25 protein-coding genes and 2 pseudogenes are annotated in these 26,960 nt (G+C 47.2%); 5 read left to right on the top strand and 22 right to left on the bottom strand.

Annotation, left to right across the window (positions count from 1 at the left end; translation table 11 throughout):
* Window positions 1-68 precede the first annotated feature (68 nt).
* On the bottom strand, window positions 69-1,547 hold the full coding sequence (locus tag C7R92_RS08915) for an Lsa family ABC-F type ribosomal protection protein (protein WP_069845079.1): 1,479 nt from the start codon (window positions 1,545-1,547) through the stop codon (window positions 69-71).
* A gap of 449 nt (window positions 1,548-1,996) precedes the next feature.
* On the opposite strand from C7R92_RS08915, the gene C7R92_RS08910 reads away from it, so the two are divergent.
* Window positions 1,997-2,626: a hypothetical protein gene (locus tag C7R92_RS08910; RefSeq protein WP_106833973.1), complete on the top strand. Its 630-nt coding sequence runs from the start codon at window positions 1,997-1,999 to the stop codon at window positions 2,624-2,626.
* Window positions 2,627-2,683: 57 nt separating this feature from the next.
* Here C7R92_RS08910 and C7R92_RS08905 read toward each other — a convergent pair whose 3' ends face one another.
* Window positions 2,684-3,532 carry a VOC family protein gene (locus tag C7R92_RS08905; RefSeq protein ID WP_106833972.1) on the bottom strand — a complete coding sequence of 283 codons (849 nt, stop codon included), beginning with the start codon at window positions 3,530-3,532 and terminating at the stop codon, window positions 2,684-2,686.
* A 208-nt stretch (window positions 3,533-3,740) separates the two neighbouring features.
* Window positions 3,741-4,205 (bottom strand): annotated as a pseudogene (locus C7R92_RS08900) ((Fe-S)-binding protein); the annotation flags it as partial.
* A gap of 43 nt (window positions 4,206-4,248) precedes the next feature.
* On the opposite strand from C7R92_RS08900, the gene C7R92_RS08895 reads away from it, so the two are divergent.
* Window positions 4,249-4,530 carry a hypothetical protein gene (locus tag C7R92_RS08895; protein WP_244195700.1) on the top strand — a complete coding sequence of 94 codons (282 nt, stop codon included), beginning with the start codon at window positions 4,249-4,251 and terminating at the stop codon, window positions 4,528-4,530.
* Window positions 4,531-4,622: 92 nt separating this feature from the next.
* On the opposite strand, the gene C7R92_RS08890 is transcribed toward C7R92_RS08895, so the two are convergent.
* Entirely contained in the window at window positions 4,623-5,117 is a 495-nt protein-coding gene (locus C7R92_RS08890) for a YdhK family protein (protein ID WP_106833971.1), read from the bottom strand.
* 549 nt (window positions 5,118-5,666) lie between these two features.
* Between C7R92_RS08890 and C7R92_RS08885 the strand changes: the two are divergent.
* A pseudogene (locus C7R92_RS08885) lies at window positions 5,667-6,184 on the top strand (NAD(P)H oxidoreductase); the annotation flags it as partial.
* Between the two features lie 144 nt (window positions 6,185-6,328).
* Here the strand turns inward: C7R92_RS08885 and C7R92_RS08880 are convergent.
* The 5 genes from C7R92_RS08880 to pdhA all read right to left on the bottom strand — a co-directional run bounded on the left by C7R92_RS08880 (window position 6,329) and on the right by pdhA (window position 11,623).
* Window positions 6,329-6,679 (bottom strand): VOC family protein, encoded by a 351-nt coding sequence (locus tag C7R92_RS08880; protein ID WP_017248396.1) that lies wholly within the window; start codon window positions 6,677-6,679, stop codon window positions 6,329-6,331.
* Window positions 6,680-6,810: 131 nt separating this feature from the next.
* The gene (gene lpdA / locus C7R92_RS08875) at window positions 6,811-8,256 is read right to left on the bottom strand and encodes a dihydrolipoyl dehydrogenase (protein WP_106833970.1); all 1,446 of its coding nucleotides are present in this window, start codon (window positions 8,254-8,256) and stop codon (window positions 6,811-6,813) included.
* A complete protein-coding gene (locus tag C7R92_RS08870) occupies window positions 8,257-9,558 on the bottom strand; it encodes a dihydrolipoamide acetyltransferase family protein (protein WP_106833969.1) in 1,302 nt (433 codons plus the stop codon).
* A gap of 17 nt (window positions 9,559-9,575) precedes the next feature.
* Window positions 9,576-10,559, bottom strand: coding sequence for an alpha-ketoacid dehydrogenase subunit beta (locus C7R92_RS08865; protein WP_106833968.1), 984 nt, complete (start codon window positions 10,557-10,559; stop codon window positions 9,576-9,578).
* Window positions 10,556-11,623, bottom strand: a complete 1,068-nt coding sequence (gene pdhA / locus C7R92_RS08860) for a pyruvate dehydrogenase (acetyl-transferring) E1 component subunit alpha (RefSeq protein WP_106834018.1) — start codon at window positions 11,621-11,623, stop codon at window positions 10,556-10,558. The genes C7R92_RS08865 and pdhA overlap by 4 nt, the downstream gene beginning before the upstream one ends.
* Window positions 11,624-11,854: 231 nt before the next feature.
* On the opposite strand from pdhA, the gene C7R92_RS08855 reads away from it, so the two are divergent.
* Entirely contained in the window at window positions 11,855-13,264 is a 1,410-nt protein-coding gene (locus C7R92_RS08855) for a sigma-54 interaction domain-containing protein (RefSeq protein WP_106833967.1), read from the top strand.
* A 79-nt stretch (window positions 13,265-13,343) separates the two neighbouring features.
* Here the strand turns inward: C7R92_RS08855 and C7R92_RS08850 are convergent, their stop codons facing one another.
* From C7R92_RS08850 to C7R92_RS08820, 7 genes are all read right to left on the bottom strand, one after another.
* Entirely contained in the window at window positions 13,344-13,835 is a 492-nt protein-coding gene (locus C7R92_RS08850) for an SRPBCC family protein (RefSeq protein WP_106833966.1), read from the bottom strand.
* A gap of 19 nt (window positions 13,836-13,854) precedes the next feature.
* On the bottom strand, window positions 13,855-14,682 hold the full coding sequence (locus C7R92_RS08845) for a carbohydrate ABC transporter permease (RefSeq protein WP_106833965.1): 828 nt from the start codon (window positions 14,680-14,682) through the stop codon (window positions 13,855-13,857).
* Window positions 14,683-14,694: 12 nt separating this feature from the next.
* Window positions 14,695-16,005, bottom strand: a complete 1,311-nt coding sequence (locus C7R92_RS08840) for a carbohydrate ABC transporter permease (RefSeq protein ID WP_106833964.1) — start codon at window positions 16,003-16,005, stop codon at window positions 14,695-14,697.
* Between the two features lie 108 nt (window positions 16,006-16,113).
* Complete coding sequence (locus tag C7R92_RS08835) at window positions 16,114-17,451, bottom strand: ABC transporter substrate-binding protein (RefSeq protein ID WP_106833963.1); 1,338 nt, start codon at window positions 17,449-17,451, stop codon at window positions 16,114-16,116.
* 17 nt (window positions 17,452-17,468) lie between these two features.
* Entirely contained in the window at window positions 17,469-18,533 is a 1,065-nt protein-coding gene (locus C7R92_RS08830) for a Gfo/Idh/MocA family protein (protein ID WP_106833962.1), read from the bottom strand.
* 11 nt (window positions 18,534-18,544) lie between these two features.
* Window positions 18,545-19,513: a sugar phosphate isomerase/epimerase family protein gene (locus C7R92_RS08825; protein WP_106833961.1), complete on the bottom strand. Its 969-nt coding sequence runs from the start codon at window positions 19,511-19,513 to the stop codon at window positions 18,545-18,547.
* Between the two features lie 64 nt (window positions 19,514-19,577).
* Window positions 19,578-20,564 carry a substrate-binding domain-containing protein gene (locus tag C7R92_RS08820; RefSeq protein WP_083261553.1) on the bottom strand — a complete coding sequence of 329 codons (987 nt, stop codon included), beginning with the start codon at window positions 20,562-20,564 and terminating at the stop codon, window positions 19,578-19,580.
* A gap of 201 nt (window positions 20,565-20,765) precedes the next feature.
* Here C7R92_RS08820 and C7R92_RS08815 point away from each other — a divergent pair, with 201 nt between their 5' ends.
* Complete coding sequence (locus C7R92_RS08815) at window positions 20,766-21,653, top strand: NAD-dependent epimerase/dehydratase family protein (RefSeq protein ID WP_106833960.1); 888 nt, start codon at window positions 20,766-20,768, stop codon at window positions 21,651-21,653.
* A 21-nt stretch (window positions 21,654-21,674) separates the two neighbouring features.
* Here the strand turns inward: C7R92_RS08815 and C7R92_RS08810 are convergent, their stop codons facing one another.
* The 6 genes from C7R92_RS08810 to C7R92_RS08785 form a co-directional block, all read right to left on the bottom strand.
* Entirely contained in the window at window positions 21,675-22,163 is a 489-nt protein-coding gene (locus tag C7R92_RS08810; protein WP_069845118.1) for a MarR family winged helix-turn-helix transcriptional regulator, read from the bottom strand.
* A gap of 145 nt (window positions 22,164-22,308) precedes the next feature.
* On the bottom strand, window positions 22,309-23,646 hold the full coding sequence (locus tag C7R92_RS08805; RefSeq protein WP_106833959.1) for a serine hydroxymethyltransferase: 1,338 nt from the start codon (window positions 23,644-23,646) through the stop codon (window positions 22,309-22,311).
* An 11-nt stretch (window positions 23,647-23,657) separates the two neighbouring features.
* On the bottom strand, window positions 23,658-24,320 hold the full coding sequence (locus C7R92_RS08800; protein ID WP_106833958.1) for a GntR family transcriptional regulator: 663 nt from the start codon (window positions 24,318-24,320) through the stop codon (window positions 23,658-23,660).
* A 193-nt stretch (window positions 24,321-24,513) separates the two neighbouring features.
* On the bottom strand, window positions 24,514-25,113 hold the full coding sequence (locus C7R92_RS08795; protein ID WP_106833957.1) for a TetR/AcrR family transcriptional regulator: 600 nt from the start codon (window positions 25,111-25,113) through the stop codon (window positions 24,514-24,516).
* A gap of 8 nt (window positions 25,114-25,121) precedes the next feature.
* Window positions 25,122-25,871, bottom strand: a complete 750-nt coding sequence (locus C7R92_RS08790) for an alpha/beta fold hydrolase (RefSeq protein WP_106833956.1) — start codon at window positions 25,869-25,871, stop codon at window positions 25,122-25,124.
* Window positions 25,872-26,026: 155 nt separating this feature from the next.
* Window positions 26,027-26,959, bottom strand: coding sequence for a response regulator (locus C7R92_RS08785; protein WP_106833955.1), 933 nt, complete (start codon window positions 26,957-26,959; stop codon window positions 26,027-26,029).
* Window position 26,960 lies beyond the last annotated feature (1 nt).

The following is a 26,960-nucleotide window of genomic DNA, read 5'->3' as shown; positions in this document are numbered from 1 at the left end:
AAAAAAAGAAGGTGAGGAAAACGAAACGATTTTCCCCACCTTCTTCCTTTTAGATGCTTTTCGTCCTATTACAGTTCAACAATCTTTGTCGCGATGTTATTGCAAAATTCCCTGTCATGCTCAACAAAAAGAATCGTTGGCGAGTGTTCGAGGAGCAGCTCTTCGATTTGCATGCGAGAAATGACGTCAATAAAGTTTAGCGGCTCATCCCAAATATGAAGATGTGCTTTCTCGCAAAGACTTTTCGCAATGAGTACTTTCTTCTTCTGCCCGCCACTAAAAGCGGATATATCCTTCTCGAATTGCACCCGGGAAAAATCCAGCTTGCGCAAAATTGATTTAAACAAGCTCTCTTCGATCCCGTTGTCTCGCGCAAAGTCAGTCAGATTGCCCTTTAGATGGGAAGTGTCTTGAGAAACATACGAGATTTTCAATTGACTCCCCTTTCTGAAGGTCCCCGTTTGTTGGATGTTCTCTCCGCAAATGAGCTTGAGAATGCTGGATTTTCCAGAACCGTTCTTTCCCGCCAGCGCAATACGCTCTCCTTGCTCAATCGTAAAGTTGACATCTGCGCATACGAGCTTCTCTCCGTAATAAATGGAGACCTTCTCCAGTTCGGCTAGTTGATTTTTATGATAAGCAAGCTGTGCAATTTTTAAGCTATCCTGGTTTTCAATGTTTTTCAGCAGCTTCGATTTTTCATCAATGGCGGATTGCTGTCTTTGCTCCATCGATTTGGAGCGCTTCATCATTTTCGCAGCCTTGTGGCCAATATACCCTTTGTCTACTTTGGAACCGGAATTCAATGTTCCATTTTTCGTCTTTTCCACAGCGTCTGACCAGTTGCTTGTACGTTTGGCTGCGTCCGACAATCGTTTAATGTCTTTTTTTAGCTTCTCATTCTCAGCGAGTTCATAGTTATCCTGTCGCTGTTTATTTTCCCACCAATCAGAGAAATTCCCTTTTTGCACCTCGATGTTCGTCTTGTTGATGGACAGGATGTGATCGACACAGTTGTCTAGAAATGCCCGGTCGTGGGACACCAAAATATAACCGCTTTTGGAATGGAGATAATCACTGACGAGCTCCCTTGCATGCATGTCGAGGTGATTGGTTGGCTCATCAATTAACAAAAAACTGTTTTCCTTTAGAAATAAGGCAGCTAACATCACTTTCGTTTGCTCCCCGTTAGACAAAGATTCAAAGGGACGATATAGAACATCCTCTGAAACCTTTAAGAGGGAGAACTCGCGCATTAATTCCCATAACTGATAGTCAGGGACAATGTCTTGAACGATATCAATGGTAAGATATTCTTTGTTCTCGACTTGGAAAGGAAAGTATTCAAAGCTGACATGCGCACTAATCTTTCCGCTGTATTCATATTTACCCAGCAACAGGTTGAGGAAGGTCGTCTTCCCTCTCCCGTTTCTTCCCGTAAACCCCAATTTCCAATCCGTATCGATTTGGAAGCTCACGTTTTCAAAAATGTTATCGAAACTGCCTTCATAGGCAAACGTCAAGTTATTTACATTGATTAATGACATACAATCATCCCCCTGTATGCAAAAAATAGAAAAGCTACAAGAAAGTTACTCTCTTGTAGCTCAAATAAATACAGCAAATCCAACTCGAAAAATAAAGTCAGATAAGGATATATTGTTTGAGTGAAGAGCTATAAGTAACTTTCTTGCACATAAAGAATAAAACACGCGAAAGATATCGCTGTTTGTTTTATTTTTTAAGCAAGAAAATTATCCATTATACTCTTCAGCTCCAGTCATTAAGTTATCAGCATCATATCATATTCATTTGTACGTTTCAACAAGTGATTTTTCCTTTTTTTTACTGTGTTTCTATTGAAAACTCGTTTTTTTCGGGTACCTCTTGAACAAGAATTTTTTTCCATAAAAAGAAGGAAATTTCAAATGTGTTTAGAATTCTCATACTTATTGAAATCATTTTACTTATTGCATTTTTATGGAGGAGTTACACTATGAAAAAAGTGGTAAGAAGTTTGGGTATTCTCGTCTTGGCATCATCATTCCTGATCGTCCCGACTCAAGCAGCAGATGCGGTAGGAAAGGGAAAAGACTCTATCGTCCGTCCACAAAAATATATCTTTGAAGGAAACTGGCGGTACGGTGATACGTTAGTAGTGGCATACGATACTTTCTTTCCGAATGGATGGATTTCGATTGAAAAAGAGCCACATCGTGGAACACAGCTTGGATATGAAGTAGCGAAATATATTGTTGGCGCTAATTATGGGCAAGTGGAAAGAAGCTTAAGCTTTAACATCCCTTCTGGTTGGGTAGAAATCGGTCGAGGTTATAACAGCAAGAGACAAGCTTATATAGATATCAGAAATGAAAATAAAAAACGGTACCACCCTCAAGAGCTAGAGAATAAATGGGTCGGTACCGGGGTGCCTGTACCATATGGCTGGGTCGTGGTAAATGTAAGTCTCTATGAAAAACAAATCGTAAATATCACCAGTATCCCTACTGAATCCAGCATTGAAGCGGTCAAACACCCTTCGCCAGCCTTTGCTTATGAAATCCCAAGAGGCTGGGAAATCACTGTAGATGGAGAGCATTCTCGAATTCTCACAAGAAAGTACTAATCATAACGGATACAATCTGTTTCGAAATGAGATAATGAAACGACCTGCGGCTTCCAATCAAATGTGCAGTTGAATCCGATTGCCAGAAGGATCCTCTGTTACAAAATGACCGCTCTCCTCCTGAACAGATGCGCCGATTTCTCTTAACTGAGTGATTACACAATTTCTCGCTTCCTCATTTGGGAACACCATGACAAACGATTCAAGTCCTGGGCTCTTAGGATGTGGCGGTGGAGCACCCACACCCGCCCACGTGTTCAACGCGATATGATGATGGTACTTTCCAGTGGAAATGAACAGTGCCTGTGCTCCATATCGGTTCACTACCTCAAAACCAAGTCCTTTGGTATAAAAATGTTCAGCTTCATTCAACCTCGATACATGCAGATGAATATGTCCCATGATGGTACCAGCAGGCAGACCCTTCCACGCGCTTTCTTCCCCGCTGGACAACAAATCTGTAAAATTCAATGGATCCGTTGCCATGTCTACGATCCCTTCATGCCAATTCCACCTAGATGGATCACGATCGGCATAAATTTCAATCCCATTTCCATCCGGGTCTGATAAGTATAGCGCTTCACTAACGAGATGATCCGAAGACCCGATACGCATATTCAACGCAGAGAAGTGTCTCACTACGTTTGCCAAATCAGAGCGTTTTGGCAATAATAGCGCAAAATGATACAAACCTGTCGTATGATTTTGTTTCGGTACAGCGTCATGGAGTTGTTGGATGGATAGCAACGCGGTTTTGCCATCAGCAGTCAGTTCCGCCTTTGTGGCAGATTGGTTCAAGATTTTGAATCCGATCACTTCCTGATAATAAGCCAGGGAGCGATCCAGGTTTTGCACCTTGAGATTGACTTGTCGGACAAACGTATGGGGACTTTGATGAAAATTTATAAGCGTGTTCCTCCTCGTTTATACAAATGAGCGTTCTTCGTACTACTGTCAAGCTGACCATAAAAGACCGTCTCTATTCAATGGTGAAGGTGCGTTTTTAACTTACGATTTGTAATAAAGTTACTATATTATATCTAATGCCAATTGTCACGAAAAATCCTCCCCAAATAAAAAAAGAGCGGTCTCTCGCTCTTTTTTCGTCGTGCTTTTAGATCGCTTTCTCCACGATTTCTGCAATGTCCAACGTTTTGACGAGATGCTCCATCTCCTTTGCCTTTGTCCCGTCACTCATCATCGTGAGACAGTATGGACAGTTACTGCCGATTGTCGTTGGATTCAGACGGAGTGCCTGCTCCGTACGCTCAATATTTACCCGTTTTCCTTGTGTTTCTTCCATCCACATCATCCCGCCGCCTGCCCCGCAGCACATCGCATCTTGTTTGTTGCGCGCCATCTCCAACACTTGAACTCCCGGAATGTGGGTAAGGATTTGCCGCGGGATATCGTAAATATCGTTATATCGCCCAATGTAACAGGAGTCGTGATAAGCAATGGATTCTTCGACTTTCTTCGTCGGCTTGATCCGCCCTTCCTGCATCCACTTCCAGATCAATTCTGTATGATGATAGACTTCTGCCTCCTAACCGAATTCTGGATATTCATGCTTAAACGTAGCCACTACATTGCAAGTCAGTCTAGGAAGTGTGTCTACCAATATGCGCATTCTTTTAAAAATTGGATTCGCGGAAAAAAAGAGTGTGACAGGTGACCGTGTGAGCTATTACATCATGGCATCAAACGCAATTGAAGAAGAGATTTTACAGAATTTAGAGCGAATCCTATCATTAAAGAATGTCATAGAAAAAGGAATACAAATTGACAGTTTGAAGCAAAGTAAGCTCGTTATCCAGCGATTCCATGAGACGATGGAAGCAATTGACCTATACAGGGAATCTCTCAACCAAATGCTCGCTGAGTGGAAATATCGTCGCATGTAACATCAAACAGCTCGTATCAATGGAAAAGTAGAAAGGCAGCTTTGGCGCTGAAAAAGCCACTGCTGCCTTTTTTCATAAGAGGATAACATCGATCATTTGACAGGCGATATCTCATCTTCCGTCACCCATTTGTAGTTCTTCACTTCTCCTCCCCCTGTTGTGGGAGTGTAATCGATCATATAGACCGTCGTTGTATTTGCCGTATCAAGCTTGCCTGATGCATCGAGCATCCCTTTCACATGATCCGCCTTCAAGATGACTTCCGTTCCCGGATCATACGGTTGCTTGATATGGTTTTTGATTTCCTCTTGAATAATCCATTTATAACCCTTCACAGGGGGCTCACCCGTTGTAGGCGTATAGGTCACTGAATAGGCCGTGGTGTCGTAAGCACCCACAATTTTTGCTTTCGCCCCTTGCATCCCTGGTTGGTGACTTGCTTTCAAGATGACTTCACTCCCTACTGTAAACGTAGGTTTCGGTACAATCTCTACTTGCTCCAGTACATCCGGTGCAGTAGGACCGCCACATGCACTTAACCCCATCGCGGTAACCAGCATGAGCGATAACAGTTTCCATCTTTTCATTCTAAACACCCCGAATTCTTTGTTGTCTGTCAAAGGTATTATGGGTACACAAGACCTTCCTTATCCACTTGCATCCTGCTCGTTGCTTTACTTGAATGCATCCTTGGACGGAATTTTTTAAATCAACTGTAAAAGCAGAGCATAGAATTACTTCCGCTGCTCACTTGGCAAATCCTCGAGTATACTTTCGGCGCCAGCAAAACTCTTGTCCATACAGACGAACCGTCCAAGTAAAATGTTTCATGTAAAAAGAAACCAGTTCTATGGACCTGCTCGTGTCCTGAACTGGTTTTCCTTCTATTCCGCTGCAAGTATGTACTTTCTGAATAAATCAAGCGGGTAGAAGTTGTCCTCTGACCAACTTTTCCTTGAATCGATTCTTTCACTCCACCAATCCAAGCCGTAAGACCCAATCCTCTCGTATCTGGCCAATCAAATCCAGGAGTCATCGACAGCAAGTGAACAGCGTAATCGTGCTTTTAACGGGATCGACCGTTTTTTGCTCTAAACAGGGAAAATAGGAATAGATAGGAGTTTCTAAATCAGCAATCAGAACGTTTCGTTCAGGGACATGAGGTTGAAGTATTGGATTTGCATCGCATTGGGTTTCATCCTGTTTTATGGGAGGAAGATGAGCCAGATTGGAACAATGGGGATAAGAAATATTACGAAGAGGTCGAGATTGAAATGGAGCGCATGAAAAAGACGATGCGTTAGCCTTTATTTTTCCGATCTGGTGGTTCAGTATGCCTGCCATGTTGAAAGGATATATCGATCGCGTCTGGAACAACGGGTTTGCCTATGGTTCACGTAAACTGCATCATAAGCACGCTTTGTGGATCGGTCTCGCAGCTGCTCCTGAAGATCATTTTCAAAAAAGAAATTATGACCAAATGATGGTTCCCTACCTCAATGTCGGGATCTCCAGTTACGTCGGAATCGACGATTCGAGGGTTGAGTTCCTTTATGACACCTTGGCGCAAAATTCTGCGCATATCGAGCAGCTTTTGGACCGTGCTTATCACATGGGATTGCAATATGGGAGAAAAGAGAGCCTGCACGTATAAAAAATGACTTTCTATCGAAGCCGAAGGTGGGCGTTACTAACGTTATCGCCCACTCATTCTGAATTACCTTGATGTTTTAAACAAAAAAAAGAAAGCCCCCTTTTCTTATGAGAAAAAGAAGGCTTTCGACTATGTGTATACGCGTTACGCAAGTACCTCAACTGTGAAGCCACCAGGAGCTTTCACATAAAACGTCCATCCGTGCGATCTTACTGGCGGAGCTACTTTGTAACCATCTTCTTTTAAGCGTTGATTGATTTCATTTACTTTCTCTTCGCTCTCCTGGATGAAGCCGATATGAAATGTCTTGGGATATTGGACTTCGGCACCCTTCATCAAGGTAAACACCAGGCCGTTATCGTCAAATAGGACCCCAAAATTATCGCCACGGGCATCTGCCGACGTATCTAACTTTTTCAGGCCAAAATATTTCTCCAAGAAATCAGAAGCAGCTGGAACATCCGTAACGGTAAGATTGACGTGATTCAATTTCATAATGACCACACATCCTTTGCACGAGATTAATTCAAGCGTAGCACATTCATGCAAGTGCTAATCTTGACAGGCTCCGAGGCTGATCATTGTCATGAATATCCGTCACTTGTCTTTAATGTTTCACGATAAACCTATTTGTTTACAGCTACTTTTGATTTGTTTACGATATGAATGGCATGACCTAACACCGCTTCGGCAGCCTCCAGCCATATCTCGCTTAAAGTGGGATGCGGATGCATGGTTAACGCCACATCCTCTACACGTGCAGCAAGCTCAAGTGCCAGCACACCCTCCCCGATCAGGTTCGATGCATCAGCACCTACAACGTGCATTCCCAACAACAAATGACTTTCTTGATCCACGATCACTTCTGCAAAACCTTCTCCTTCATCCATGGCGAGTGCTCTGCCATTCGCTCGATAAGGGAAGGCTGCTACTTTGACGCTATACCCTTGAAGCTCTGCCTCTTCTCGTGTCATCCCCACACCCGCAATTTGCGGCTCGGTAAAAATCACATAAGGGACATAAGGGGAATCTACACTGCTAGGCAGCCCTGCGATCACCTCGGCTGCCACAATCCCTTGCTTCGTCGCACGATGGGCTAACGCAGGGCCAGGTGTTACATCGCCGATGGCAAAAATATGCGGCTTGTTCGTACTACCAGTCGATGTCACGGGAATATAGCCGCGCTCGTCCATTTCTACTCCCACCTGAGCAAGTCCGAGTTCGCCTGTGTTAGGCACTCGCCCTATAGTGACGAGCGTTTTATGTGCGGTGATACTTTCAGAACCGTTCTTTACCGAAGTGCATGCGAGCGTGACTCTTCCGTTCGCTACCTCAGCCTTCTCTACTTTTGTCGCGATCTTTACCGTCATCCCGAGCTGTTTCGCCTGCTTGAGCACTTCTTGAGAGAGATGGGCAGCTGTTTGTGGCAAAATGCGTTCCGCTGCCTCAATGACGGTCACCTGCGATCCTAGCTTGGCAAACGCCATCCCGAGCTCCATTCCAATATAGCCTCCGCCGATAATGGCCAATGTTTCCGGTACTTCATCCAATGCCAGCATATCAGTAGAATCCAGAATAGATTCTCCATCTGTTTTCAAAAACGGTGGAATGAATGGACGTGATCCTGTCGCGATAATCGCTTGTTTGAATTTGTACGTTTCAAAATCTCCACTCGTCTCTACGCCAATCCGATCACTCGAGAGAAATGTCGCTGCCCCCTTTACGACTGTAACCCCATTGGCCTGGCAGAGATAATCGACCCCATTGTTCAGTTGAGCAACGACAGAGGACTTCCACGTCTGCCAGCTCGACATATGGAAGGTCGATTTCCCTGTAGGCAGTTGGATTCCAAGCTTATTCAGACTACTTAGCTTGTGGTATTCACCTGCAGTATGAATCAATGCTTTCGACGGAATGCATCCGCGATTCAAGCAGACTCCACCCAGTACTTCTTTTTCAATCAGAACGACCGATTTCCCCAGCTGCCCAAGACGAATAGCGGCTGCATAACCTCCTGGCCCACCACCGATGACAACCACATCTGTTTCGACTGCTACTTCGCCGACTACCATCTATACCATCTCCGCAAACAATAGATTCGGATCTTCCAGCAGCTCCTTGATCCGGTTGGTAAAACGCACTGCCGTCACGCCATCGATCAGGCGGTGATCAAACGAAAGTGACAGGTTCATCATCCAGCGAATGACCCCTCCATCCTCACGCACAACCCATCGCTTCTCCATTTTGTGCAAACTGATAATGGCCACTTCGGGGTGATTAATGATGGGAGTTGCTTGCAGTCCCCCGATTGGACCTACATTGCTGATCGTGAAGGTGCCGCCTGTTATGTGTTCCATGGTCAATTTGCCTTCGCGAGCCAAGCGAGCCAGTTGATCGATTTCTTCTGCGAGTTGAAAAATAGATTTGTGGTCTGCATCCTTGATGACTGGTACGATCAATCCCTCAGGCGTATCTGTAGCAATGCCGATATGGTAAAAGCGCTTGAGCAAGATTTCATTCGTATGCTCGTCAATCGATGCATTAAGCGTCGGGAATTCCTTCAGTGCAATGACCAGCGCCTTGATAAAGAACGGCAGGAAGGTCAACTTGATATTTCGTTTATCCGCATGTGACTTTAACTTTTCACGCAAAGCACGCAGCTGATCCATCTCCAGCTCATCGACAGAAGTAACATGCGGAATGATTGTGACTGATTTCATCATATGCTCGGCAATCTTTTTCCGGATGCCTTTTAACGGTAGCCGTTCGATTTCTCCCTGTGACGAAGTCGCTACACGAGTAGCGGACCCTGTTTTCGGCTGAACAACTGCTTCAGTCTCAACCGCGACTGTACTTGCCTCTAACAAACGCTCATTGCCAGTAGCCGTCGCTGGAAACTTAGCTGGTGCTGCTTTTTGCAGTCGATTGGCGAATTGGCGCAAATCTTCTTCCGTCACACGCCCCGCTGCTCCTGTACCCGTGACCAACTCGATATCCAGCTTCATCTCCCGTGCTAGCTGCCGAACGTATGGCGTGGCCAATGAGCGTCGGTAATCAGCACGAGCTGGTGCAAAATTGACTGTTTTTTCCGGGTTTACGACCTTTTCTGGAAGCTTTGTCTCTTCCTTCTTTGCATCCGTTCCTGCATCTATCACGAGAAGGGTAGTTCCGACCTCTACTGTTTCCCCTTCCGCTATGAAAATTTCACGAATGATACCAGTCACTGGCGCAGACAACTCGGCATTCACCTTGTCTGTCTGCACCTCCAAGAGTGGCTGATCCTGTTGAACGGATTCACCCGTTCGTACCAGTACTTTTACGATTTCACCTTCATGCATACCTTCTCCCACATCAGGAAGCTTGAACTCAACCATATGACTCGCTCCTTCTCTTAAAACGTAGCCGTTTCCATAATTCCGTCCTTCACGCGTTCAGCCGTTGGCAAATAGTCATCCTCGATGCTAAATTGCGGGACGGGTACGTCATATCCGGTAATCCGTTTCACGGGAGCCTTCATGTAGATCAATGCTTCATCATTGATGATGGAGATGATCTCTGCACCCAAGCCAGCAGTCTTATGCGCTTCGTGTACGACAACTGCACGTCCAGTCTTTTTGACCGAGGCTATGATCGTATCCCGATCCAATGGATAGAGCGTGCGCAGATCAATGACTTCACAACTCAAGCCGTTTTCGCGCTCGATCTGTTTCGCAGCATCCTCTGCGACACGAAGCATCGCTCCCCAAGCAAAAATGGATACATCCGAGCCTTCCTGGACGACCTTTGCTTTTCCGATGGGCACACGATACATTTCTTCCGGAACCTCTTGTTTAAATGCGCGATACAGCTTGGTCGGCTCTAAAAAAATGACTGGATCAGGATCTTCCATTGCTGCAATCAGCAAGCCTTTCGCATCAAAAGGTGTGCTTGGTGCCACAACCTTTAAGCCAGGGACATGGGCAAAAAACGTTTCGACACTCTCGGAATGAAGCTCAGGCCCGCGAATCCCTGCCCCGTACGGCGTACGTATGACCATCGGTACATGGTACTGTCCGCGAGTCCGATAGCGCATGCGTGCAGCATGAGAAACAATTTGTTCAAAGCCCGGATAAATAAAAGCAAGGAATTGAATCTCGACCACAGGAATTTTCCCGTTCATGGCAAGACCGATTGCCGCCCCGATTATTCCCGCCTCAGCTAGCGGCGTGTCCACTACACGCTCCGGACCGTACTTGTGAATCAAATCTTCGGTAGCCCGGAACACGCCACCATTTACGCCAATATCCTCGCCGAGCAGCATCATGCGTGAATCATCTGCCAATTTTTGATCCATGGCTTCCGTGATTGCTTGAATCATCGTCAGTTTGCGTTTCATGCTGGGATTCCCTCCTGCTTCGATGGCTTGACGAGCTCGCTCTCCTGTTCCGTTGCCATCCACGATGGTTCAGCGTAGACGTGCTTGAACATGTCTTCCGGCTTGGACTTCGGATAGCTTTCTGCTTCGACAAGTGCGGCGTCGATTTGTTCATTCACCCGTGCGATCAGCTCTACTTCCTTCGTTTCATTCCACAACCCTTGATTCTCCAGATATACACGCAGCCGTTGGAGTGGGTCGCGTTCTTGACGCCATTCCTCGGACAAGCTCTCTTGATCCCGGTATTTCTTCGGATCATCTGCGGTTGTGTGCGCGCCATAGCGGAATGTCACCGCTTCGATCAATGTCGGTCCTTTGCCATCTAACGCACGTTGCATGGCTTCTTTCATGGTCAGCCAAACAGCAAAGATATCATTACCGTCTATCCGAACCCCAGGGATGTCATACGCGGCCGAACGTTGTGCAATCGTTTTCGATGCAGACTGCTGTGAAAACGGAACGCTGATCGCGAAGCCGTTGTTTTGACAGAAGAAGATCGTCGGCGTTTGAAACACGCCTGCAAAATTCAATGCCTCATGAAAATCGCCTTCTGAGCTTGCCCCGTCACCAAAGTAGGCGATGCTGACATGCTTTTCGTTTTGCAGCTTGCTCGCCCAAGCAGTCCCTACCGCATGAACCATTTGAGTCGCGATCGGTACACACGGTGGCATGATGTGCAAATGTTTTGGGCTGATACTCCCTTCCATGTGGCCCATCCAATAGAGAAACACCCGTGCCATGGATTGACCATGGACGATCGCTGCCGCATGGTCTCGGTAGGTTGGGAAAAGCCAATCTCCAGGTGTCATTGCCATCGCGCTGCCTACTTGTGAAGCTTCCTGCCCTTCAAAGGGAGCATACGTGCCCATTCTGCCTTGTCGCTGTAGGTTAATCGACTTGCGGTCAAACTGGCGAACCAGCACCATATTTTCATACATCTTGATCATCGTCGCCTCGTCTAATTGCCCCTTGAGATCGCCTACCAGCTCACCCGCTGGACTCAATACCTGATATAATGAAGACATGGAAACATCCCTCTCTTTTTCGCTGAAAAACACCGCGGTGTCTTTCGATAATATGATTCTGCTCGTCATGCTTCTGCTTTCCTCCCTATAGAAGAGCAAGTAGCATGCCAAACAATTGAAAGCGATTTCACAACAATACGATTCGAAAATGATCATTTTTGCATATGCATATTTGCACACAGATGATTAATTCTGATTATTCCGTTTACAAGCCTACTTAGGAGGACTTCGATGTATCAAACCAAGTATTTCCAGGCAAGTGACAATCATGAGCTGGCAAAATTGCTGACGACTATCTTCAGTACGTCCCACGATGGACTGGCGATCTGTGACCGTAACGGCTACGTCCTGCTCTACAATGAGGCGTACTTGAACATCACGGGAGTTCCCGCAGACATCTTGAATAATTTTAGTTTTATGGAGCAAAAAGAAATGCATCTTGTTCCTGACTCTTCTGCTGTACGTGCGATTTTGACAAAACAAACCCATAGTGTCGTGATCGATTATGCAAACGGTCGGCAAGCGATTAACACGGCTACTCCGCTGCTCGATCCAACCAAGGAATTATTGTTTGTCGTGGGAAATGTGCGTGACGTCACAGAGCTGAATCAGCTTCAGAAGGAGCTGGAGGAAACACGTCAAATCAGCTCGGCATATCAAAGGGCGCTGGAGCATATCCAAACCGATGGTGACTTTGACGAGCAGATCATTTATCGCAGTGGGCTCATGCATCGAATCGCTTCACTCGCCAAACGCTTTGCGACCAACGACTCCCCCGTCCTTTTGCTAGGCGAGTCTGGTGTCGGTAAGGATGTCATGGCGAATTACATTCACGCCCAAGGCGGACGTACAGGGGAATTTATTAAGATAAACTGTGGGGCCATTCCTGAGCATTTGCTCGAGTCCGAATTGTTTGGCTATGAGAAAGGCGCCTTTACGGGAGCAAGCCAATCGAAGGAGGGATTGTTTGAGCTAGCGGATCGAGGAACCATTTTTCTCGATGAGATTGGAGACCTCCCTTTTCCTTTACAGGTGAAGCTCTTGAATGTATTGCAGGATGGGCGGATTCGCAGACTCGGGGGGAAAACATCGCGTCAGGTTAACATGCGAATCATCGCTGCCACCAATAGCGACCTGGAAGCGATGGTGGAACAAAAACGGTTTCGGCAGGATTTGTTCTACCGGCTAAATGTACTTGCTCTCACCATTCCACCCTTGCGTGAACGCCGCGAGGATATTCCGGCTCTCATTTTCTACTATTTGAAAAAGCTCGAATGGAAGTACCAGCAAGAAATGCGCATCGAAACAGATGTGTTAGAGGCACTGATGGATTATGACTGGCCAGGGAATACACGCGAGCTGAAAAATGTGGTCGAACGTTCTTTCCACATGTGTGAAAATGGGCGAATTACATTTGATCAGTTGCCGGCGTCCATTCGCAATACCCAGCAGACAGCCCTGCCGCTCCATCTCGCCAAAATGGATGAGCTGTTGCCGCTAAAAGAAGCGGTCAAACGGTTTGAACGTGCGTATATCCAACGCCTCTTGAAAGAGACAGACACCATGCAGCAGTGTGCGGATAAGCTGCAAGTGAACATATCCACACTCGTGCGAAAAAAACGCAGCCTCGGAATTAAATAGCACAAAAGGAAAAGCCCGATACACGTAGGTTCGGGCTTTCGCGTTATTTCAGAGGATAGTCTCGCAAAACTTCTGAGGGCTATCTCACAAGTCCTTCTCTTAATGTGTGGATCCCATGCTCCAGATACCCCTTCAAACAGCTTAAGACGTACACCCAGCCTTCTTTATTGTCGACTATTTTTTGAAGGAGCGCAGGATCATCATCTTGAAAGCCCTCTTCGTTCACTTCAATGATCGTCGTGGCTTCATCCAACGCTTTTAACGTAATCGTTACGGTATTTTCTTCTCCAGCCCACTGGAAAAAGATGCGTTTATTCACTTCGATTTCGTGAACGGTAATCCCTACTTCTGCGTTGTAAATATCGTAGAATAACGTAATGTTCTTCCCTTCCTCCCACCTTGCCGAGCTGGAAGAGAACCAGAAGTTGCCGATTTTCGCCGGGTCCACGAAAGCTTCGAATACTTCATGCGCAGGTCTGTTAATCTGAAATTTTGTAAGATTATTCATGCGTCCGTCAACTCTCTTTCTGAATGCTGCTTCCACCGTATCATAATCACATTTGCGAGACAAACGATAGAATGACTCCCTTTTATTCTTTTACTGCCCCAGAAGTAAGGCCAGAGATAATCCGCTTTTGGAAAATCAACACCATTACTACGAGAGGGATCGTCACGATGATGGAGGCAGCAGATATTTCTCCCCACGGAATTGTAAACATTCCCTGAAACATAACGATTCCCACAGGCACAGTCTTCATCGCTTCCTGCGTATTCAACGTCAGGGCGAACAAAAATTCGTTCCACGCTGCTATAAAAACGAGGATGGCCGTCGTAAAAACCCCAGGCATGGCGAGTGGGAAAAACACTTTGGTCATCGTCTGCCAAATGCTCGCGCCGTCTACTTTGGCTGCTTCGCCCAAATCACTCGGTATTTTGCGGAAAAAGATGGTTAAGTTCCAGATCGCAAGCGGCAGCGCGAAAGTTGTATAAGGAATGATCAGACCGATGTAGCTGTTCGTTAAGCCCATCGATTGCATGAACATAAAAATAGGCGAAATAGTAGCAATCTGTGGAAACATGGACACAGCCAGTACGACACCCAATATAATCGTCTTTCCCCGAAAGGACAGCCAGGCAATCGCATAGGCAGCAAAAGAAGCGATCGTAATGGAGTAAAGTGTGGTTAACGTCGCCACGACAGTTGAATTCCACAAGTAACGGGCAAACGGTCTTTCCGTGAAGACGCGGACAAAGTTGTCAAACGAAGGATTTTGGATGATAAAATGAAAGGCTCGCTCTCCAAACAGCTCCGCTGGTGGCTTCAATGCTGCGAGGAGAATCCATAAAAACGGGAACATCACAAGAAAAACGAATAGCAGTAAACCCACGTAAAACAAGGGACTCGTATGTTTGCGCATCCAATCACCTCCTTATTTGCCACTGCCATCACTCAGCAGATCAGCTCCTAATATTTTGACATAGCCGATGGAGATCAGCGCCACACATAAAAAAACAATGACTGCGAGCGCGGAGCCTTCACCGAAGCTCATTTGAGCAAACATCGTTTTGTACGCGTAAATGGAAATGGTCTCGGTCGAGTTCCCGGGTGCCCCACCTGTCAGCGTGTAAATCAAATCAAACACACGAAATGCATCCAATGTACGGAACAATAATGCCACCAGAATGGTTGATTTCAGCATCGGAAGCGTAATACGAAAAAATTGCTGGGTGCGGGTTGCACCGTCCACAGATGCTGCTTCATACAAGCTTTGCGGGATCGTTTGCAGGCCTGCGAATAAGAGCAAGGCCATGAATGGCGTCGTCTTCCACACATCTGCCAAAATAACGGAAAACATGGCGCCAGCCTTAGTCGTCAGGAGCATCCCCATATCTGAGATCAGCCCTGCCTGCTCAAAAAGATAGGCGACGATGCCATTTTGCCCGTCGTACAAAAACTTCCACATCATCGCGGAGATGACAGTCGGAATCGCCCACGGTATTAACACGGTTGCTCGAACAAGACTCCTTCCATGAAAAGGTCGATTGATCAACAGGGCAATCAATATGCCGAGCACCAATTCAATGGCAACGGAGATAATGGTAAAAAACGCCGTATTGTACAGAGCCCCCCACATCCGAGCGTCTGTTAAAAACCTCTTGTAGTAGGCAAAGCCAACAAAGTTGGGCTCGATAATCGAAGCTTCAATGCCTTGGATCACGCCAAGAGCACCCTCTGGCTTTGCAAGCAGCTTTTGTTCACTCATTTGCAAAAGAACCGCTCTGACTTCCCCCAAGCTCGTTTTGATTGCGTCTGTTTGTTCGTTCGAGAGGCTCACATATTTGAGTTCTGTGGGGACTGGTTTAAAGTCCAGCAATAACTGGTCGATCATTTGGTATCGGCTCGCGACCTCGCCTGTTTGGTTGAGGGAAGTGTTCATTTGTTCGATTTGCGCTTGGAGCGCGTTCAATTTTTCCTTTGATGACCCTTCTGCAGAGTCCGCCTCCCTCTTTACATACCGAAGCAGATTGGGTAACGTACTGACGTAGCGCTCCATATCTAGTCCGTATGAAGAGTGAATCTCTGATTTCGTCGGGTCGTTCAACCGGATGTCGTGCAGACTGATCCAAAAGGATCGCATGACAGGCCAAATCGCGATAACAAGTATAATGAGCAGTGCAGGAAAAATTAGCAAATACCCCATCTGTTTTTCTGAGAGAGACATTTTGGTTGATCGATTCATCCGTTCACCACCTTCCTTCCCACTAGAAGCTTGCTTGTGATTGCCCGATCGTTGTGTAACTTCCAAGGAAGCCGGTTAGACCCCCTTGGAAGCCCCACATGTTGCCGCTTATTTTTTCATCAGGTCGTTCATCTGCGTTTCCATGTTTTGCACCGCTTGCTCGGCTGTTTGCTGCCCTGCTAGCGCTTTGGATACTTCGATCTGGATCACTTCCGAAATTTTTGGATAGATCGGAGTCGTTGGACGAGATACAGCAGCACTTACGCCATCGACGAAATCTTTGTTGGCAAACAACGGACTGGCTTTTTGAACATCGGCATCATCGTAGGCTGGCAAATAGGTTGGTGCGAGCCCACCTTCTACCGCGGATATTTTCTGACCCTCTGGACCTGTCATGAATTTGAGGAATGCCCACGCTTCTTTCGGGTGCTTCGAGAACTTGTTGATTCCGCCCATCCAACCGCCGAGTGCTGCTGCGGAGCCTGCATCGCCAGCTGGCAGTGGAGCGATCGCGACTTGACCGACGATTTTGGACTGACCCTGATCCTGCGCCAACGCGAACTGATACGGCCAGTTGCGGATAAAAGGTGCCTGCCCCTCGAGGAATGCCGTATGTGATTCCGGCTCCATGAATGTGGTGATATTGGTTGGGACGAAATCGGATTTGACGACCTCGATCATTTTTTTCAACCCTTTGATCGTAGCTGGATTGTTGACCACTACTTTGCCTTGTTCATCCAAAATTTTTCCACCGTACGATGCACTGAACTCGACAAAGTTACAAACCAAACCTTCATATTGCTTGGCTTGCATCAAGTAGCCGAACTTCGTGCTGCCCTTGCCCTTCGTTGCTTTTGCTTGGGCAATCAAGTCATCCCACGTCTTTGGAGCTTCGGATACGAGATCTTTGCGGTAGAACAAGAGACCCGCGTCGATAAACTTGGGCATGGTCCATTGCTGGCCGCCAAAGTTCCCGGCATCCATGGCCCCTTTTATATATTTTCCGGTTTCGATTCCATCTTGCTCCATCAGGCGATCGAGCGGAAGGAGATAACCCGCTTGTGCGAATTCGGCTGGCCAAATGACGTCGAGGTCAAACACGTCGATCTCAGACGATTGTGCACTGAACATCGTGACGTACTGATCATGGCTTTGCCCTGTATCCGCAGGCATTTCGCGAATCTCAATCTCGATATTCGGATTTGCTTTTTGAAACGCCTCCACGAGCTTTACAGTGGAATCCGTTGAGTCTTTGCCCCGTGCGTAGACGAGCTTGATTTTTTCTGCTGGTTGCTGTGCTGGCTCTGTTTTGGGTGCGGATGGTGTTGCAGGCTGTGATGGGGTTGTATCCGTAGAAGCTTGCTGTGGTGTGGAGGAACATGCTGCCAATGAGAAGGCCATTACTAAGGTAAGTCCAACGGATGTAAGTCTTTTCACAACTTTCATCTAAGTAACCCCCTATGCTATGTTTTAAAACGCACTGCTTCACCTTTTTGTGCGGATGCGTAGATGGCTTCGATCAATCTGTTGATGTACAAGGCTTGTTCCGGTGTGCAGAGAACCTCTGCCTTCCCTTCGATGGCGTCGATGAAATTACGGAATAAGAGTACGCGTTCTTTTTGAGGCTTTGGTTTTATTTCTGTCGAGGCAGTTACGCCGTTCCACTCGTGGTAAAGCGTGAACTGGTTATCCAATAAACGCAGGGATGCCCCGCCCTCTTGTCCATATAGTTGAAGGAAAACGTTTTCCTCTTCGATGTGAGAAGCCCAGCTTGCATCGAGCGTAAGCGACAATCCGTTTTCAAAAGTGATCATCGCTACAGCCATATCTTCCACGTCAAACTTCCCGCTATCGTCGATCCTGCCCCACTCTGACAAGCCACGTTTGTGAGGCCCGAATTGCGCGTACGTTTGCCCGAGGACGGATACAGGCTTTGGATGATCCAAGAGCCACAAGGTCAAATCGAGCATATGTACGCCGATATCAATCAACGGTCCGCCGCCTGCCCATTCTTTTTGCGTAAACCAGCTTCCCCATCCTGGAATTCCATTTCGTCTGACCCAACCGGTCTTGGCGTGATAAATGTTTCCAAGCTTTCCTTCTTTCAGCCACGTTTTGACTTGCAGGGAATCGCTTCGGAATCGGTTGTTTTGTGCGACCATGAGGATTTTATCTGCTTTCTTCGCGGCTTCGATCATTTCTGTTGCTTCCTGGGCATTCATCGCCATCGGCTTTTCGCACAGCAAGTGTTTGCCTGCTGCAAGCGCACTTTTGGTTGCTTCTGCATGCAAGTAGTTCGGGACACAAACAATGATCGCGTCTGTATCAGACTCTTGTAGCATGGCCTCGTATTCGGTGAAAACCTGCGGGATGTCATGCCGCTTTGCACGATAGGAAGCCATTTCTGCGGAAACATCTGCAATGGCAACTACCTCTGCTCGCGGCTCTTCCTTGATCGCCTCCAAGTGTGCTTCTGTAATCCCCCCTGCACCGATGATTCCGATTTTCCATTTGCGTCGATTCGTCATTTTCTCCCCTCCTACACCCACCATAGATTCTGGACTGGTTCTCGCAAGATGACTTGCTGCAGATTTTGAACAGCGCGTGAAAAGCCTTCCTCAATCGACATGATGGCATCCTCGTGCTCGATGCTCACGACATAATCGTATCCATTCATACGCAGTGCACTCATCATATCCGCCCACGTCTGCTGCGAATGCCCATAGCCTACGGTTCGGAAATACCAAGCACGTTCATGTAGATTGGCGTAGGAATTCATATCCGTCAGCCCGTACATGTTCACTTTTTCCTGGTCAATATACGTGTCTTTCGCATGGAAATGATAGATGGCTTTTTCTTTGCCCAAGATTTTGATCGCAGCTACCGGATCAATCCCTTGCCACCACATGTGACTTGGATCGAAGTTTGCCCCAATCCCCTCGCCTACCTGTTCCCGCAGCTTCAGCAGTGTCCCTGGCGTGTGGACGAGAAAGCCGCCATGCAGCTCCAACGCAACCTTGACATGATGCTCAGTCGCATACGCAGTCCATTCGCGCCAGTACGGGATGAGCTTCTCGTTCCATTGCCAATGGAGCACGTCTCGATACTCATTGGGCCAAGGAGCAACGGGCCAGCTCGGGTACTTCGCTCCTTCGTGGTCCCCTGCCGTGCCAGAGAAGCAATTGACCACAGGCACCTCCAGCATCTCGGCTAGCTGTACCGTTTTCACAAACGTATCGTGAGATTGCTGCGCAAAGCTTTTATCTGGTGTCAACGGGTTGCCGTGACAACTAAGCGCGCTGATTATCAATCCCCGATCCTCTACTGCTTTTTTGTACGCTCGTCTTTTTTCTGGACTTTCCAACAGCTCATCCAGATTGCAGTGTGCATTGCCCGGATAGCAGCCTGTGCCGATTTCCACCGCCTCTAAACCTGCTGCCTTCACATGATCCAGCATTTCTTCGAACGACTTCTCGCTAAAAAGAACGGTAAATACGCCAAGCTTCATATCTCTTCACCCCTTTTGAATGCGTAAACTCGTTTGCTTCTTCTATATGGTAAGACTTGTTACCTCACTCCAGTAAAGCGCTTACAGTTTGGCGAATCACGAGATGGTGTGGGACGGCGCTCATTCGCTCTACAGGTTCATGGCGGATTTGTCTGAGTAATTGCTCTGCTGCGGCTTTTCCGTACATGAACGGGTCATTGTGCACGGTGGTGAGCATGGGGCGGGAAAGTGAGGCAAGCTCCAAATTGTCGAAGCCCATGACGGAGATGTCTTCTGGTACACGAATGCCATGATCGTACAAGTAATTGAGGACGCCAACCGCCATCAGGTCTGTGGCGACAAAAACGGCTGTCGGACGAATTTTTTCCTCACAAATACGGCGCATGGCTTCGTAACCGCTCTTGGCTGTGAACTCTCCTTCCACGACGAATCCTTCATGGATGGGCAAATCATGTGCCCGCATGGCTTTTCGGTAACCGCCCATGCGATCCAGACCGCACGGCGGGTCCCATAACGGACCAGAAATACACGCGATTTTTGTATGGCCTTGCGAGATGAGATAGGCGGTAGCATCATAGGAGGCTTGCACATTATTGACGTTGACAGTAGGAATCTGATAGCCGGGCAAATCGTGGCCGGTAACAACAAGGGGAACCTGAATCTCTTGCAGCGTCTGGATATTGCCCTCCAGGAAATGAATACTCGCGATAATGACACCATCGATTTGTTTTTCTTTGAACAGTCGCAAGTACTTCAGCTCTTTGTCCACCACTTCATCGGATATGGCCAAAAACATGCTGTAGTCGTACTCGCTAATGACGCTGTCAATTCCGTAAATGAGATTGGAGTAAAAATTGTTGGAGATATCGGGAATCATCACCCCGATGATGCGGGTTTCTTTGCTAACCAAGCTCCTGGCAATCGCATTCGGCTGAAAGCCCGTCTCTTGCACGATTTTCAAGACTCTTTCTCGCAGCTCTGGACGGACTGGCTTGGAATTGTTCAGCACGCGCGAAACAGTCGCGATGGAAACGTTGGCGAGTTGTGCGATGTCTTTAATGGTTACAGTAATGGTTCTTCACTCACTTTCTATCTAACGGGTAAACGTTTTCCTAATCTGAAAATAACACCCAGCTTTTGTTTTGTCAATATTCAGTTAATTATAAATACTGTTGACATCACGAGAACGTTACTAAATAATGTACCGTATAATTTAGTTACTAAATTAATTATGTATGAAGGAGGTTTTGTCATGAATGTTTTGCTTACAGGAATAACAGGTTATGTTGGATCTGTAGTCGCCGAGCATTTTCAGTCTCTGGGGTATCAGGTTACTGGACTTGTTCGATCGAAAGAGAAAGCAGAGCGATTGCTCTCACAAGGGTTCACCCCTATTGTTGGCGATCTTGCGGATACCACACTGCTAACAGAAAGTGTTAAAAAATTCAATGGTGTCATTCATATGGCGATCTCGCACACACCTGATATGGAAAAACTCGATGTAGCAGCGGTTCAAGCAATGCTGAAAGGTTTGGAAGGCACTGGGAAGCCATTTATTTATACGAGCGGTACGCTGATCTATAACGATACGTACGAGAATGTCGTGAATGAGGACTCTCCTCTTGCTCCCTTGCCTTTTCTCCAATGGAAAGCGAACCAGGAGCAGGAAGTTTTAGGAGCAGCCGAGCGTAATATTCGTACGATCGTCATACGTCCAACGCTTGTATACGGTCGAGGCGGTGGACTCGTCCAAGCAACGATTCAAAGGGCGAAGCTCTCTCAATCAGCCAACTATATTGATGACGGGCAAACGGCATGGTCTACGATCAATGTTGATGATTTAGCGAGACTTTACGAATGCGCTTTTTTACGAGCACTGCCAGGATCATTATTCAATGCAACTTCCAAGGAAATGATCACGACGAAAGAACTCATGACTTCGATTGCTAAAATAGCTGGGATAGAAAAAGTAGAATCATGGAGTTATGAGGATGCGGCCAAAGCATTAGGACCAGCCGCTTGGGGGGCAAGTATCAACCAGAGAGTATCTGGCTTGCGCGCGGAACAACAATTGCATTGGAGTCCCTCTGCGAACTCGATCCGCAAAGAGCTGGAGCAAGGTTCTTATCAAAACAAGTAAAAACCATAGTCCATCATCGAACTATGGTCGTGCTTCATCGCTATCCTGATACGCATGCAGGAATCTGATTGATTTCGTTAAAATCCGTATGAGTGCCTGCGCATCATCCGTACCAAGATGCTCATGCAATTGCTGAAAACGATTAAACAGCTCTTGCTCTCTCGCTGCCACAAAATCAAAGCCCTCTTTCGTAGGGGCTACGAGAATGGAGCGTCGATCCTTTGGTCCCACGGTACGGGTGATAAACCCAAGCTGTTCGAGTGATTGAATGACGTGCGTCACAGCTGCTGACGTTATTTTCAACTGCTTGCCTAGCTCGGAAACTCTGATGCCGTTCGTGCCTGGGGGACTTACGTAGGTCAAGTGAACTAGCAAATTCAATTCGCTCTGACGGAGGTCTTTCGACGGACTGAAAACATGTCCGATCCGCTTTAACTGACCAAATGCGAGAGCCAGCTCTTTCGTCGTATGATCAATGGTAACATCCGAGTTTGTATGGTCTGTACTCATCCGTTTAGACTCCCATTCTTTGATGGTATCAATCGATTATTTACGAAAAGAAATGACATTGTCAAGAATGAGAGTCCACATACGACTCGAAAAAGCACCGTATGCCAGGTCTGAACTCTGACATACGGTGTTTATCCTACCTACTCTATTCTGGGAAGCAGAACTGCATCTTGCTAAACGATCTGCGCAATTCGATCACCTTGGACTGGACTACCTCGGGCTTTTCCCTGCCTGACAACACACTTACAATCAGCTCAGCAATCGTGTTCATCTCTTGTTCCTTCATGCCAAAGCGAGTGACTTCTGTCGTCCCGATACGCAAACCACTTGGGAAGTCCCAATCCTCTGGCCCGTCACCTGGAATCAAATTTTTGTTCGTGATGATGTTCGCTTCTGCCAACCGCTTGCCTACCTCGTAACCACCGCCAAACTCTTTTACGTCCAGAATGACTTGATGTGTACGTGTATAGCCTTTGTGCGCGCAAAGCACTCGAATTCCCCGTTCATCGAATGCTTTTCCCAGTGCTTGTGCATTCGTCACAATTTGCGCCATGTATTCCTTGCCAAACGCCAAAAACTCCGCCGCCGCTGCAGCCAATGCCGCTACCCGGTTGACTTGATGTGTCGCGGCAAGTGCTGGGAAGATGGCATCTGTAATCGGTACCGATAGTTCCGGGTCATTCCAGACGATGATACCGCTTTGTGGGCCACTAAATGTTTTCCCAGCAGAGCCAGTTATCACACATGCCCCTTCTCGCAACGGGTCCTGAAATTGACCGCCACCGATCAACCCCAGCTGGTGTGCGCCATCAAAATAAATGCGACCGCCCCATTCTTTCACGATCTCAGCCATCTCCTTCAGTGGAAATGGAAATAAGGTCATGGACGCGCCTAGGGTAACGAGCTTTGGCCTAACTTGTCGTGCGACTTTGGCGAACTCGTCCAAATCAACGGTAAGCTCAACGGGGTCCATTGGCACATCGACAATTTGTAAACCGCGAATGCCAGCAGGCCCGTCTACCCGATTGCTGGAATGCCCCCCAAACGGTTGCGAGATCGTCATAATCGTATCGCCCGGTTGCGTTAACGCCGCATAGACCGTCATGTTCCCGATCATGCTCGCTACCAACCGATGGTCAGCAAAATTGGCTTGGAATACTTTTTTCAATAGCTCAACACATAACGCTTCGATTTCATCGATATATTTCGTGCCAGCGAACCATCTCTGTGTGCTGCCGATATGTCCTTCCGCAGCGCGAGTACCAACCTCAGAAGCGAGCAGTTGACGTACGATGGGCGTGGTGGGTGCTTCTGGTGCGAGCAAATTCAGGCATTCCTCGCCTCGCCAAATCGCATTGCGGTTGACAGCATTCACGATCTCTTGCTGGATCAGACGGTGGGACGGACTCTCTTCGATAATGGAACGCGCCCATTGCAAAACACGTGAATCATGTACTTCCCCCTTCATTTCAACCGTACTCATGCCATTACCCCCTATTCATCATTGGAATGGTTCGTAAGCAATTTGCCGAGGTTGATCCAGTTTTCTTCCATCAAGAAAGAGGCAAGTTGGCTGTTGTTGTCTCGAATCGCTTCGATGATTCTGCGGTGCTGTTCTACTGATTCCACCCCTTCTAAGGAACCGAACCGAGCAAATTCCAAACGCCGAATTTTCGGTACAACTCGCTCAAGTGCCAGGTAGATTTCACGATTTCCCGCAGCCTCGAGGATCACGTCGTGAAAGCCGTCATCTGCTTCGATCGCTTTGCTCACATCTTGCTGTTCGAGTGAGACCTCCAGCTTTTCATTCCACTCCTCCAGACTACGGATGACCTCTGACTCAAGTGGCATCGCCAAACGTGCTGCCAAACCGTGCAAAGCCGCAACAACAGGAAAAGCGTTCTTCGCCTCCTTTTCAAGTAAGGGGGTCACCCGTGTTAGAGAGCCTGGAACAGATTCAATAAGCCCTTCGTCCTCCAACCGCTTGAGCGCTTCTCTCACAGGTGTTCGGCTGACGCCAAATAAAGCCGCTAGCTCGTTGTCGTTGACTCGTTGTCCTGGCTTTAGTTCTAGCATGATGATCGCTTTCTTCAAGCCTTGGTATACTTGTTCGCGTAATGTGGGGCGTTCGATTTGTTTGATTAGGTTTGTGTCCATGAAACCAATATATTGGTTTTGTTTATTTCTGTCAATTTTAAATATTTAGATATATTTTCCGCGCGCGTGATTTTGAAAAGCGAATGATTTTCCCCCTCTAACTATTAGCCGTTATACCAAACGTACAGAAAAAGAGACTGCCCCACCAGTATCATTTACGAATGGGATAGCCTCTTCATTTTTGAACGTAACGCTATGATTCTGCCGGAGGACAACCATACTCCCGTACAATCTGCTCCTTCATCTCTTCAACCGGAAACCCTTCCGGATAAGTCGTCATCATTAGCATTGCGCCTTGGAGCGCCGAAGAAAAATAGAGCGATCTCAATCTCGGCTGCTTTACGCCTAACTGCTTGAATATCTGGCACTGGACTTCAAACTGCCTGCGTGACTCCTCATTTAATTGCTCTCTGTAAGAAGCAAGTACCCGATCATCTTCGGGCTGCGTCTGCAAATTCAAGTAAAAACGATAGACATCCGGTCGCTGGTAGACGTTATCAAGCGCACCGTCGACAATATGGCGCAGCTGTTCGTGCGGCGTTGCGAGCTTCGTAGCAGCCTCTATCACTTCTTTTACTTCCTCGATCCGTACCTGGACCATCGCGGCGAGAAGCTCTTCTTTGCCTTTGTAATAATTGTAAAGCAGTCCCTTCGATATCTGGGCTTGTTTGGCTACATCGTCGATTGAGGTCGCGTGGTAGCCTTTTTTTATGAAGAGCGTCATCGCAGCTGCATGGATTTTGTCTTTTGCGGCTTGGCGAATACGTTCATTTTCAGCTGGGGTACGTGGCACGGTTTACGTCAATCCTCCAAAAATTCAGTGATAGCGCGAGCGATTTCTTCAGGATGCGTCAACGTCGGTTTATGATCGGCACCCGTAATCTCGATAAACCTTCTCTCTGGTAATACTTCTTTAAAATATTCAGCAATCCGCTGCGCATCCAGGGCATCTTCCTTCCCGATAATGAAGCATGCCTGATTGGCTAATTCTTTGAGCCGCTCAATGGCAGGGGGCTGCGGCCATACGGACTCCCATGTCGCCCACTCGAACATTTTCGCTAGATTATGCTTCGCCATCTCTACCAGTAGGTCCTTTTGCGGACTTGCCATCACGAAGCGGTATGGGCAGGCCGATAAGGACAGCTCTACCATTCGGTCAACATTCGGTGCTGCTTGGATTTTCTGCATCCATTCCGTGAACGGCTGACTCGGTATATACCCTGTCACATCAGGAGCAATCAGCACGAGCTTGCTCACTCGCTGCGGATAAGTCAGCCTAAAATCCATAGCAATTCGACCGCCTATCGAGTGCCCTACGAGAGTGGCTTCATCCAGCTGGAAATGGTCCATGACGGCAAGTAAATCATCGACGTAGTTCGCTGTCTCTGTTGGAGACGGCGATTTCCCGCATCCGCGTCCGTCGAAAGCGATGACCTGATAATGCTTCGCCAGAATCGGCGCGACGAACGTCCAATCTCGCAAATCAGCACCGCCACTGTGCAAGAGAATAACTGGTTTTCCTTCTCCTGTAACCTCATAGTACAAATCCATCGGTGATCCCTCCGTGAATTGTAGATTTGGTATATGATCCCAGTTTATTATTGAATGAACGTTTAGTCAATAATAAACAATTTCATTCCCATACAAAACAAAAAGCCCTAATCAACATGATCAGGACTTACCTCTTCACGTCAGACACAGAACAATCACGCTTCCGACTGAATACGCTTCGCCTCTGCATACAGCACTTGAATGAACTTTTTCATATTAATCCGAATATCTGAACCAGGCGATGCGGCATTGCTCTTTAGCTCCGCCATCTTCTTCCACACATACGTAAAATCAAAAAACTGCGAAGCGTAATTTTCGAACTTCCAATTCGAGAGGTCTGCAAGCCCAAGAGACGCCAAATGATTCAGCGACTGATAGATCGCTCGACGGACTCTCTGCTCAGAAGCTTTGACAACCTTGGCGACTTGTGGATCGTCCACAGCTACTCCGAGCCTGTCCTGTGCTACTGCCACAAAAATCTCTTTCAGGGCTGGAAATCCATTTTTAAACGTATGCGTCTGTTCGTATCCATGCAAGAAGTCCAAAATATCTAGCAAATCGTTGCTTCCATTGTCTCCCGCGATACCCAGCTCCGTTAACAGAAACTGACCCGCCTCTCGAAGTGGTTTGCCCTGTGACGGACGAAGTTGTCCGGAAGGCTGCTGGTCCACTTGCATGACGGCATTCAGCGATTTGTGAATGTCCCGTATCGAACGCTCTAGGCGAATTTTCTCGATTACTTTTTGGAGGATGGTCACTACTTCGATCTTGTTTACGGGCTTGATAATGTAGTATTCACTTCCAAGGGCGTAAGCTTGGGCAATCAAATCTTTCGTTTCTGCCTGCGAAATCATGACGATCTTTCCTGTGAATGTCGGCTTTACTTGGCGAATCGTCTCAATCCCATCCCGGTTGGGCATGAACAAATCGATCAGCAAAATATCTACGTTGCGTGCGGTTAACGTATGACCGTCTACCATCGAGCCGTCAGATGCTTCCCCCACGACTTCGCCCAGATTCTCGTCTTCAATGATTTCCGTCAACATAAGACGTACAGCATCATCGTCATCAACTAAATAAAACAGCATC

Source organism: Brevibacillus porteri (assembly GCF_003013475.1).
GTDB lineage: Bacteria > Bacillota > Bacilli > Brevibacillales > Brevibacillaceae > Brevibacillus > Brevibacillus porteri.
This window is presented reverse-complemented; position numbering and strand designations above follow the sequence as displayed.